This window comes from Synechococcus sp. H55.11 (assembly GCF_047462475.1).
GTDB lineage: Bacteria > Cyanobacteriota > Cyanobacteriia > Thermostichales > Thermostichaceae > Thermostichus.
In genome coordinates, this window is the sequence record NZ_JANSJI010000363.1 from 1 (window position 1) to 10,510 (window position 10,510).

General features: G+C 61.6%; 10 protein-coding genes. 5 read left to right on the top strand and 5 right to left on the bottom strand.

What is annotated here, in order from left to right; genetic code table 11:
• Nucleotides 1-2: 2 nt before the first annotated feature.
• The 3 genes from NW853_RS13785 to NW853_RS13795 all read left to right on the top strand — a co-directional run bounded on the left by NW853_RS13785 (nt 3) and on the right by NW853_RS13795 (nt 4,048).
• Entirely contained in the window at nt 3-491 is a 489-nt protein-coding gene (locus NW853_RS13785) for an N-acetyltransferase family protein (protein ID WP_414334412.1), read from the top strand.
• An 80-nt stretch (nt 492-571) separates the two neighbouring features.
• Nucleotides 572-1,891, top strand: a complete 1,320-nt coding sequence (locus tag NW853_RS13790; RefSeq protein ID WP_414349311.1) for a competence/damage-inducible protein A — start codon at nt 572-574, stop codon at nt 1,889-1,891.
• Nucleotides 1,892-1,924: 33 nt separating this feature from the next.
• A complete protein-coding gene (locus NW853_RS13795) occupies nt 1,925-4,048 on the top strand; it encodes a M48 family metalloprotease (RefSeq protein ID WP_414349312.1) in 2,124 nt (707 codons plus the stop codon).
• A gap of 7 nt (nt 4,049-4,055) precedes the next feature.
• On the opposite strand, the gene typA is transcribed toward NW853_RS13795, so the two are convergent.
• The 4 genes from typA to glpX form a co-directional block, all read right to left on the bottom strand.
• Nucleotides 4,056-5,873: a translational GTPase TypA gene (gene typA, locus NW853_RS13800; protein WP_414334407.1), complete on the bottom strand. Its 1,818-nt coding sequence runs from the start codon at nt 5,871-5,873 to the stop codon at nt 4,056-4,058.
• Nucleotides 5,874-6,059: 186 nt separating this feature from the next.
• Nucleotides 6,060-6,167 carry a photosystem II reaction center protein Ycf12/Psb30 gene (gene psb30 / locus NW853_RS13805; RefSeq protein WP_011433833.1) on the bottom strand — a complete coding sequence of 36 codons (108 nt, stop codon included), beginning with the start codon at nt 6,165-6,167 and terminating at the stop codon, nt 6,060-6,062.
• A gap of 104 nt (nt 6,168-6,271) precedes the next feature.
• Nucleotides 6,272-7,567, bottom strand: a complete 1,296-nt coding sequence (locus tag NW853_RS13810; RefSeq protein WP_414334406.1) for a glutamyl-tRNA reductase — start codon at nt 7,565-7,567, stop codon at nt 6,272-6,274.
• Between the two features lie 314 nt (nt 7,568-7,881).
• A complete protein-coding gene (gene glpX / locus NW853_RS13815; RefSeq protein ID WP_414349313.1) occupies nt 7,882-8,925 on the bottom strand; it encodes a class II fructose-bisphosphatase in 1,044 nt (347 codons plus the stop codon).
• A gap of 258 nt (nt 8,926-9,183) precedes the next feature.
• Between glpX and NW853_RS13820 the strand changes: the two genes are divergently transcribed.
• Complete coding sequence (locus tag NW853_RS13820; protein ID WP_414334402.1) at nt 9,184-9,456, top strand: DUF1830 domain-containing protein; 273 nt, start codon at nt 9,184-9,186, stop codon at nt 9,454-9,456.
• A 6-nt stretch (nt 9,457-9,462) separates the two neighbouring features.
• Here NW853_RS13820 and NW853_RS13825 read toward each other — a convergent pair whose 3' ends face one another.
• Nucleotides 9,463-9,726 (bottom strand): hypothetical protein, encoded by a 264-nt coding sequence (locus NW853_RS13825; RefSeq protein WP_414349314.1) that lies wholly within the window; start codon nt 9,724-9,726, stop codon nt 9,463-9,465.
• Between the two features lie 153 nt (nt 9,727-9,879).
• On the opposite strand from NW853_RS13825, the gene NW853_RS13830 reads away from it, so the two are divergent.
• Nucleotides 9,880-10,488, top strand: a complete 609-nt coding sequence (locus NW853_RS13830) for a peroxiredoxin (protein WP_414334399.1) — start codon at nt 9,880-9,882, stop codon at nt 10,486-10,488.
• Nucleotides 10,489-10,510 lie beyond the last annotated feature (22 nt).

The window sequence follows — 10,510 nt, forward strand, 5'->3', positions numbered from 1 at the left end:
AAATTCGTCCTGCCACGCCTGAGGATGTGCCCGTTCTGTTTGATCTCATCTGCGCTTTGGCCGAGTACGAGCACCTGAGCCACCTGGTAACGGGATCCGCCGAGCTGCTGCAACAGCATCTGTTTGGCCCCGAAGCCTTTGCCTCGGCCTTGTTGGCAGAAGTGGGGGGGCAAGCGGTGGGGTTTGCCCTCTACTTTCGCAACTTTTCCACCTTCCTCACCCGACCGGGGATCTACCTGGAAGACTTGTTTGTGCTGCCGGGGTTTCGCGGCAGGGGCATTGGCAAGGCGCTCTTGGCGCGGGTGGCCCAGGAGGCAGTGGCCAAAGGATATGGGCGGCTGGAGTGGATGGTTTTGGACTGGAACCAGCCGGCGATTGAGTTCTACCGGCGCCTGGGTGCCAAGCCACATCCGGAGTGGATCCTGCACCGCGTGGTGGGTGCTGAGCTGGAAGCTTTGGCTCGGCTGGCCGAGGATCCCTACCCCTCTTGAGCAAGAGATCCTAGGGATCCCTGCGCGAAAGGGGGATCCAGACCTCTATACTTAGCGGCTGAGCCGAGGTTGAGCCGAGCATGAGCCCAACGCAAACCGTCACTCCCCAGGGGGCTGAGATCCTCTGCATTGGCACAGAGCTACTCTTGGGGGAGATTACCAACACCAACGCCCAATACCTAGCAGCCGAGCTGGCCAAGCTGGGGATCCCGCACTACTACCAAACGGTGGTGGGGGACAACGAAGCCCGCATCCACCATGCTTTGGAGGTGGCCTGCAGCCGCTCCAGCCTGCTTTTAATTACAGGAGGGCTGGGGCCAACCCCGGATGATCTGACCCACGCGGCACTGGCCTCTTTTTTCGGCGTGGAGATGGTGGAGCACCCGCAGGTTTGGGAGGAGATTCTGCGAAAGTACGGCCAGCGAGGTATGGAGCCCTCGCCCAGTAACCGCAAGCAGGCCTTTTTGCCTCAGGGGGCAACCGTCCTGCCCAACCCCCTGGGCAGCGCCTGTGGCCTCATCTGGCAGCCCCGGCCCGACCTGCACATTCTCACCTTCCCCGGCGTGCCGCGGGAGATGCAGCAGATGTGGCAGGAGACGGCTGTGCCCTATTTGCGCTCCCTGGGCTGGGGCAAGGAAGTGTTTTACAGCCGCGTGTTGCGCTACTGGGGCATTCCTGAATCGACCTTGGCCGAACGGGTGGGATCCCTGCTGGCGGGGGAAAATCCCACCGTGGCTCCCTACGCCAGCCAGGGGGAGGTGCGCCTGCGGGTTACCGGACGTGCCCCCACGCGCGAGGCGGCGGAAGCATTGATTGCCCCGGTGGTGGAGCAGATTTTACAGATTTCCGGGGAAGACTACTTCGGCAGCGACGAGGCCACCTTGGCCAGCGTGGTGGGGGAGTTGCTGCTGCAGCGGGGGCAAACCCTGGCGGTGGCGGAATCCTGCACCGGTGGCCTGCTGGGGCAGTTGGTAACCGGGATCCCGGGCAGCTCCCGCTATTTTGTTGGGGGGATCGTTGCCTACGACAACCGCATCAAGGAGCAGCTCTTGCGGGTGGATCCCGCGGCGCTGCAGCAGCAGGGGGCCGTGAGCGAGCCGGTGGCGGCCCAGATGGCGCTGGGGGCCAAGCAAGTCCTCGGCTCCGACTGGGCCTTGAGCATCACCGGCATTGCCGGGCCAGACGGGGGTACCCCCACCAAGCCGGTCGGCCTTGTGTATCTGGGCTTGGCCGACCCGGAGGGGAACGTGGAAGTCCACGAGTACCGCTTCGGCAGCTTGCGGGGCCGCGAGGGGGTGCGCTGGTGGAGCGCCCAGACGGCGCTGGATTGCCTGCGGCGGCGCTTGCTCCGCTACCCCCTTTCGGGGGATCCACCTCAGCAAGGCCAGATCCTTGAGTAAGCTGGGGGAGCAGGCAGATCTCGGAGCAGGCTGATGATCCCCGATGCCCTTCAGGCCGGCAGGGAGGCGCTGCAGCAGGGCCGTTTCCAAGAAGCCGTCCAACTGCTAGAAGCCTACTTGGCGCAGTCCCGCCAGCAGGGCGAAGCAGCAGCGATCCCGGCAGACGCATCCGACAGCCAGGCCCTGGAGGCCCAGATGAACCTGGTGCGGGCCTACCATCTGGCGGGCGAGGCGGAGAAGGCGCGGGCGCTTTGTCTGGAACTGCTGCAGCACCCGGATCCCCAGGCGCGAGGCTGGGCCCAAAAAATCCTGCCCCGCCTGCCCCAAACGGTGGAAAAACCCGCTGCTTCCCCGCCCTCCCCAGAACCGGCTCCTGAAGCTCAGCCGCTCTCCAGCCGCCAACGGGCCGGTCAACTGGGCCTGAAGATCCCCCTGCCGGAGCGGGCCGGCTCTCTACGCTGGGCCAAGTGGGGATCCCTGGCTGTGGGCATCCTCTTCCTCTGGTGGCTGAGTTTTGTGTTGGTGGGCGCTCACCTAGATTTCGGATGGCTGAGTTTTCCGCGGCAGCTTTGGTTTTTGCAAGGGTTGCTGCCCTGGCTGCGCAATGGCCTGCGCTGGTTGGTAGCCGGCAGCCTGGCGGTCAACTTTGGCGTCGGCCTTTTGTTTTTTGCCCCCTGGCTGATGGATCACCTGCACCGGCGGCTGCACAAGCTGCGCTGGGCCACCTTGGGGGAAATTGAGCGCCACAGTCCCGAGGCGGCCCGCCTGCTGCAGCGCCTCTGCGCCCAAAAACAACTGAAACAACCCCGCCTGGGGGTGATCCCGGAAGGGGGGCCGCTGGCTTTTGTTTACGGCACTCTTCCCGACGGCGGCCGCATCGTGGTCACCCAGGCCCTGTTGCAGCAGCTTGCCCCGGATGAGATTGCCGCCGTCTATGCCCAAGCCCTGGGGCGCATCGTCAACGGCGACATCCTGGTTATGACCCTGCTGGGATCCCCCCTTCAACTGGTTTACTTGGCTCTGGAGCAGGTGAGCCAACTGGGGAACAAACGGCGGGATCTCATCGGCCATGTGGCCCCACTGCTCTACCTGATCTACACAGTGCTTTCCTACCCGCTGTTTTTCCTCTCTCGCCTGGGCACCTACCACGCCGATCACTTTGCGGTGGAGGCCACGGGCAACCCCAACGGGCTGGTGGCTGCCCTGCTCAAGTCGGCTGCCGGCCTGCAGGAGGCCCACAAAAACGACCGCCGCCCCTCTTCGCTGCTGCACTGCACCCGCCTCTTCAGCCTCCTGGACTTCAAAACCACCACCGCCGCCAGTGCAGCCAGCCGTCTCCGGGATCCCGCCCAGGCTGGCCAAGTCTTTCTCTGGGATCAGCTCAACCCCTGGGCCCGCTGGATGCAGGTCAACTCCAGTCATCCGTTGCCGGGGCACCGCTTCCAGGTTTTGGCGGAATATGCGCAACGGCTGCGCCTGGCGCCGGAGCTGAGCTTGGGCAGGCCAAAGGGGGGAGCAGCTCCTCTGCCAGCTCGCTTCTGGCTGGATCTGGCCATCTACGCTGCCGAAGTGGTCGGGATCCTCGTCGGTTGGCTGGTGGGGCTGATCCTCTACCTGCTGCTGCAAGATCGCCTCGATCCCAAAGTCATTGCTGCGGCAGCGGTAGTGGGCTATGGGGTGGGACTGTGGGCCAAAGCAGGACTGATGTACCGCGGAGCCTTTTTGCCCCAGCCGACCGATGTGCTCCAGTTGCTGGCTGACCCTGAGGCGGATCCCTGCCGTGGCCAGCCGGTGGAGCTGGAAGGAGAGCTGCTGGGCTTGGGACAAGCCGGCTATCAACTGGGGGCGGAGCCGAAGCTGCAAGATGCCACCGGGCTGATCCCGCTGCGCTTTACCTCTCCCCTGGGACCGGTGGGCAATGTCTTTTCCGGCCTAAAGCGGCTCCGCGGCCTCATGGGCCGGCGGGTCAAGGTGGTGGGCTGGTTCCGCCGCGGCAACACCGCCTGGGTGGATCTGGCCTATGTGCAAGTGGGATCCGACCGGCTCCACAGCCGTCCCCGCCTGTGGCTGGCTTTGTTGGGTTCGGGAGTTGTCTTGCTGGGGATTTGGGGGGCCTTCTATTTCCCCAACCTGCGCCTCTACCTGCGACGGTGGTAGCCGACCACTAGCGACGAGAGGCCGTCAACTGCGCCTTGCGCAGCCGCACCGACTGGGGCGTGATCTCCACCAGCTCGTCCTCGCCGATGTACTCCAGCGCCCGCTCCAGGTTCATCTCCACCGGCGCCTGCAAATGCACCAGCTCTTCCCCGCTGGCAGCCCGGTGGTTGGTCAGTTGCTTGGTTTTGCAGACGTTCAACTCCAAGTCCTGTGGACGGTTGTGCTCGCCCACGATCATACCCTTGTAGACGCGGGTACCTGGCGTAATGAAGAACACCCCGCGGTCTTCCGCATTTTTCAGGGCGTAGCTGGTGGCCACCCCTTCTTCAAAGGCGATCAGCACCCCGTTGCGGCGCATTTCCATTTCAGAGGTCAGGGGGCGATACTCCAAAAAGCTGTGGCTCATGATCCCCTCGCCGCGGGTGATGCGGATAAACTCCCCACGGAAGCCGATCAGCCCTCGGGCCGGGATGACAAACTCCAACTGGGCCCGCCCGTCCGCGCCCACCATCAGGTTCTGCATCTCCCCCCGCCGCTGCCCCAGCCGTTCAATGCAGGCGCCCACCGTCGATTCCGGCACATCCAGCACCAAACACTCATAGGGCTCGTAGGGCTGGCCGTTGACCTCGCGGAAGATCACCTTCGGCTGCCCCACCTGAAACTCGTAGCCCTCCCGCCGCATGGTCTCCAGCAAAATGCCCAGGTGCAGCTCGCCCCGCCCCGACACCAAAAAGCGATCCGGGGAGTCTGTCTCTTCCACCCGCAGCGCCACGTTGGTTTCCAGCTCCCGCAGCAGGCGCTCCCGCAATTGCCGCGAAGTAACAAAGGTGCCCTCTTGGCCGGCAAAGGGAGAGTCGTTGACGCAGATCATCACCTGCAGCGTCGGCTCATCCACCTTGATCAGCGGCAAAGCCTGCGGGTTCTCGGGAGAGGTGAGGGTGTGGCCGATGTTGGCCTCGGCAAACCCCGCCACGGCGACGATGTGGCCGGCAGTAGCCTCGGTGAGCTCGACGCGCTGCAGGCCCTGGAAGCCAAAGAGCTTGGTTACCTTGCCCTTGACGATCGACCCATCTTCTTTGACCACCGCCAACTGATCCCCAAGGCGGATGGTGCCGTTGTGGATCTTGCCGATCACGATCCGACCCAGGTATTCCGAGTACTCCAGCGTGGTAACCTGCAGTTGTAACGGCTTGGCCGGATCCCCAATCGGCGGCGGGACATGCTTGAGGATGGCTTCAAAGAGGGGCTTCATGTCCAGCGGGCCGCTGTACCTTCCTTCCAGAAAAGCTTTCAGGTCAGCTTCTTCCAGGGCAAAGCCCCGCAGCCCCGAAGCAAAGAGGTAGGGAAAGTCGCACTGGTCTTCGTCGGCCCCCAGCTCCAAAAACAGATCCAGCACCTTGTCGATGGCTTTGTAGGGCTCGGCACGAGGCCGATCGATTTTGTTGACCACCACGATCGGGCGCAGGCCCTTTTCCAACGCCTTGCGCAGCACAAAGCGGGTTTGCGGCATCGGGCCTTCGTTGGCGTCCACGATCAACAAGCAGCCCTCCACCATGCCCAGCACCCGCTCCACCTCTCCGCCGAAGTCGGCGTGGCCGGGGGTATCGACAATATTGATCAGGGTTTCGCCGTAGCGGACGGCTGTGTTCTTGGCCAGGATGGTGATGCCCCGCTCTCGCTCCAGGGCATTGAAGTCCAGCACGCAGGTGGGAATGTCCTCTCCCTCCCGAAAGGTGCCTGCCTGGCGCAGCAGGGCGTCCACAAGGGTGGTTTTGCCGTGGTCGACGTGGGCGATGATGGCGACGTTGCGGATGGGGAGTGACATAAGAAATAATCAACTCATAAAGTAACGCCCTATAGGCGAGCTTGCCCTAGGGCTGCTTCTATAACTGTAGCGCAAAGAAGCGTTACATTAAGAGATAGGGGAGCAACAGAGCGAACTCCCCCACCGACGCCGACAGGCCCTCCTCAGGGGATCCTGTCAACTGCGCCGGCAACCGGCCTAGGTTGCCTACATATCCGCGCCGCGTAGGTAGAGCAGCAGGATAACCGCCGGCCCTGCCAGAACGATCAAGGCCAGCAGCGCCAACTGCACGAACACTTCGTACTGTCCGAACATACCCCCAACTCCCAGAGCTTACGTTTTGTATCCTAAGGGCAGCCCTTCCCCTGAGATGAGAGAGCTGTTACAATTCTTTAATATTTGACACTGCCCAGGGATCCCTAGCGTTCCTGCTGCGCCTGAAACGGCATGGGATCGAGGTTAAACAGCTCCTGCAGGATTTGCATAGCCCTGCGCCGCGCCTCGATGTCCCGCTTGGCCCGCAGCTGCACCATGGGATCGTGCAGGATCTTGTTGACGATGCCGCGGGTGAGGGCGTCGATCACCTCCAGGTGCTTTTCGGCAAAGTCTTTGCCTAGGCGGGAGAGGGCTTTTTCCATCTCCTGCTCGCGTATAGACTCCACCTTGTGGCGCAGGCTGGAAATGGTGGGCACCGTCTCCAGAGAGCGCCACCACTCCATAAACTGCTCCACCTCTTCTTCCACCAAGTCTTCGGCATCCCGGGCCAGCTTTTGCCGCTGGGCGCGGTTTTCTTCCACAATGCGGGAGAGGTGATCCACGTTGAACACCTGTACCCCTCTTAGCTTTTCCACGTCGGGATCAATGTTGCGGGGCACCGAGATATCCACCAACAGCAGCGGCTGATTCGTCTGCAGCACCCCCGCCAGTTGCTCGTAGGTGAGGATCGGCTGGGTGGCGCCAGTGCTGGTGAAGACCAGGTTGGACTCGGCCACACTGCTCAACAGCGCCTCCCAGGGCAACACCTGGATCGGCTGCTCAAATTGTTTGGCCAGGGCCTCGGCTCGCTCCAAGGAGCGGTTGACCACGGTAATATCCACCGCCCCTTTGGCCAGGAGGTGCTGCACCAACAGGCGGGCCATCCTCCCTGCTCCCACCACGGTCACCTTGCCCTGGGAAAGGGATCCCTGCTCCTGCAAGGCCAACTCCACCGCTGCCGAGCTGATGGACATGGCGCCGGTGCCGATCCCCGTCTCGGTGCGGATGCGCTTGCCGGCGGTGATGGCCGCCTTGAAGAGGCGGTTGAGGATGCGATCCATGCCGTTGCAGGCTTGCCCCAGTTGCTGCGCTTTTTTCACTTGCGACAGGATCTGCCCCTCTCCCAACACCAAGCTGTCCAGCCCGGCGGCCACCCGCACCAGGTGCGTCACCGCATCTTGGTAGAGCAGCGTAAACAGGTGCGGGCGCAGTTGGGGCAGCGGGATCCCTTTTGCCTCCGCCAAAAACTGCATCGTCTGCTGGACACCGCTTTCCATTTCTGGGGTGACAATGTAGACTTCCAGCCGGTTACAGGTGCTGAGGATCGCCGCTTCCTCAATGTGGGGGTGGGCACGGAGCTGCTGGATCCTCTCTCCCACCTCGGCCTCGGAAATGCTGAGGCGCTCCCGGATCTCCACAGGAGCTGTGCGATGGCTAAGACCGACAACCGCGATAAACATGCCTCTCCGTCGTCTGTACAGCAACAGTTATTAAAAGCAAAATCTCTGAACAAAAGCAAATCATCCCTTTTCGGGAAGGTTGAGCTGAGACCGGTGTCAAGGCAGTTCCTTGTCTCGGTTCCAGCAAGCTTAGGTAACTTTTCTCAGCCTACCTAAACCCTAAGACCAGTATCGAACCGGTTTCGCAGGATTTTGCTGAAGAGTTATTACGTTTTTTCGGGTTGCAACTTGATAGATTTTTTAACGTTCGACCAACGAGAAGAGCGACCTTCGCCAAGGGAAAGTCGCCCTCATCTTTTCGGCAGGGGATCTGTTTAGCGCAGTTGCAGGCTGCGGGGCTGTTGGCCGTCTTTCATGTGGATGGTATCCACGAAGCGCACCGTGCGCGACTGGCTGGAGATCACCAGGGTTTCGGTGCGGGCCCCACCGCCGAAGAAGCGCACCCCCCGCATCAGGTCGCCATCGGTAATGCCGGTGGCGGCAAAGAGCACTTCCTTGCCGCTGGCCAGCTCTTCGCATTCCCACACCTTGTCGGGATCCTCGATGCCCTTTTCTTTCAGTTCCCGCCGCGTTTCCTCCACCGGCGGCAGGTAGGTGCCCGCCTGCACCACTTCGGGATCGTAGATCAGCCGCCCCTGGAAGTGGGCGCCCAGGCAACGCAGCGCCGCTGCCGAGATCACTCCTTCGGGAGCCGCCCCGATCCCCATCAGGGCGTGGATGCCGGTGCCGTTGAAGCCTGCCGAGAGGGCCGCCGAGATGTCGCCATCGGTAATCAGCTTCACCCGCGCCCCCGCCTCGCGGATTTGGCGGATGAGATCGACGTGGCGCTTGCGATCCATGACCACCACCGTCAGGTCTGAGATCTCCCGATCCAGGCTTTCGGCGATGATCTGCAGGTTTTTCTCAGGGGGATAGTCGAGGTGCACCTTGCCCTTAGCCTGGGGCGGAGCCGCCAGCTTTTGCATGTAGATGTCCGGCGCGTGCAGCAGGCCGCCTTTTTCGGAGATGGCCAGCACTGCCATAGAGCCGTTTTGGCCTTTGGCCACCAGGTTGGTACCCTCGCAGGGATCCACGGCAATATCGATTTCCACCAGCTCTTCCACACGGCAGAATTGCTCCGCATCCGGGCGGGTACAGATGCCCACCTCTTCCCCGATGTAGAGCATGGGGGCCTCATCACGGGTTCCCTCCCCGATGACGATGCGACCGCGCATGAGGATCTGGTTCAGTTTTTCCCGCATGGCCTCGACGGCCACCTGATCGGCAGTCTTGTTGTCGCCTTTGCCCATCCAGCGGGCCGCGGCGATGGCAGCCTGCTCCACCACTTCGATGATCTCTAGCCCCAACTTGTTGTCCACGGTGTGCCCCCTTTGTGATGTCGGAACGGTGAAGGCCAACTTAAGGATATCTTCAGACTCTGCTCCTCAGTTTACCAGGGTAGGCTTCTTCTCAGGATCCCGTTCTCTCAACCCCAATAATCTGAGAGAACAAATCCCCCAAAGTCAAGCAGAAAGAGCGATCCCCGTCTTGGCTGTTGGCTATTGTCGGCTGGGGATCAAGGGTGATAGCCTGGCTTAAAGCCAATAAGTTTTTCTTAAGGACATTAAAAAAACGCGATGAGAAGATACGTTTTCGTCAACCGTTCCCGGCAGGTTCAGGTGATCCGAACGATCCCCGGCCACTGGGAGCGTACCCTCTTCCCCGGCCAGTATGCCATTTTCGAGGCGGAGCCCGACGACTACCTAGAAGTGTATAGCTGCTGCTCCACCACCCTTTTGGAAGAGCGCCGCCCCTGCCACTCGCTCTTGGATTCTTCGCTGCCTGAGGCCGATCCCCACTCCTGGCTGCCCCCCCACCTGGGCAGCTTGGCAGATGCAGTGAACGGATAAAGTGAATCAGCTTGGGGATCCCAGATCCTGAGGCCGATTCCCGATTTTGGGCAGCTTGGCAGAAGGGGCATCGGGGGGACGGTTGAGGCAACTGCCCCGTGCGGCGTCGCGAAAGGTATCGATGCCTTCTATGCAATTTTGAAAGCCACAATAGGGGCAATAGAGGCGATCCCCCGGCTGCGGCTCCACGTCAGCCTGGCTCCACCACCGCCGGCAGCGGTCACAGCAAAAGTGGTAGAGAAACTCCAGCGCCACCCTCATGGCAACCATCTCCCTGCCCTGGTAGAGTCCAGCGACGAGAAAGAAGGGGGATACCCTAGATCGCGGCGCTCCAGCTTAGCCGACCAGCAAGACAAAGTCATTATGAGTATGGTATGTTAGGTTTGGTTTACATTTGTACTTTACCGTAAGGAGCATCGACTGATGTCTCAGGAAGGATGTCTGCGGGTGGGGCAGCCCGCTCCCGATTTTTCGGCCACTGCCGTTTACGACATGGAGTTTAAGACGGTGAGGCTTTCCGACTACCGGGGTAAGAAGTACGTGGTGCTGTTCTTCTACCCCTTGGACTTCACCTTCGTCTGCCCAACGGAGATCACGGCTTTTAGCGATCGCTACGACGAGTTTGCCAAGCTGGACACGGAGATCCTCGGCGTCTCGGTGGATAGCGAGTACTCTCACCTGGCCTGGATTCAGACCGACCGCAAAGCCGGCGGGGTGGGCGAGCTGAGGTATCCGCTGGTCTCCGACCTCAAGAAAGAGATCAGCGCCGCCTACAATGTCCTAGATCCGGCGGCAGGGGTGGCTTTGCGCGGCCTGTTCATCATCGACAAAGAAGGGATCATCCAGCATGCCACCATCAACAACCTGGCCTTTGGCCGCAGCGTGGATGAAACCCTGCGCACCCTGCAGGCCATCCAGTACGTGCAAGCTCACCCCGATGAAGTTTGCCCGGCCAACTGGCAGCCCGGCCAGAGAACGATGAACCCCGACCCGGTGAAATCCAAGGAGTTCTTCGCGGCGGTTGCCAAGTAGGCTTGCCCAGGCCCTGTCAGGG

Bases quoted from the DNA above. Each gene is read 5' to 3' on its own strand.
- NW853_RS13790 (WP_414349311.1), top strand. From the start codon at position 572: ATGAGCCCAACGCAAACCGTCACTCCCCAGGGGGCTGAGATCCTCTGC.
- NW853_RS13795 (WP_414349312.1), top strand. From the start codon at position 1,925: ATGATCCCCGATGCCCTTCAGGCCGGCAGGGAGGCGCTGCAGCAGGGC.
- typA (WP_414334407.1), bottom strand. From the start codon at position 5,873: ATGTCACTCCCCATCCGCAACGTCGCCATCATCGCCCACGTCGACCAC.
- psb30 (WP_011433833.1), bottom strand. From the start codon at position 6,167: ATGTTCGGACAGTACGAAGTGTTCGTGCAGTTGGCGCTGCTGGCCTTG.
- NW853_RS13810 (WP_414334406.1), bottom strand. From the start codon at position 7,567: ATGTTTATCGCGGTTGTCGGTCTTAGCCATCGCACAGCTCCTGTGGAG.
- NW853_RS13820 (WP_414334402.1), top strand. From the start codon at position 9,184: ATGAGAAGATACGTTTTCGTCAACCGTTCCCGGCAGGTTCAGGTGATC.
- NW853_RS13825 (WP_414349314.1), bottom strand. From the start codon at position 9,726: ATGGTTGCCATGAGGGTGGCGCTGGAGTTTCTCTACCACTTTTGCTGT.
- NW853_RS13830 (WP_414334399.1), top strand. From the start codon at position 9,880: ATGTCTCAGGAAGGATGTCTGCGGGTGGGGCAGCCCGCTCCCGATTTT.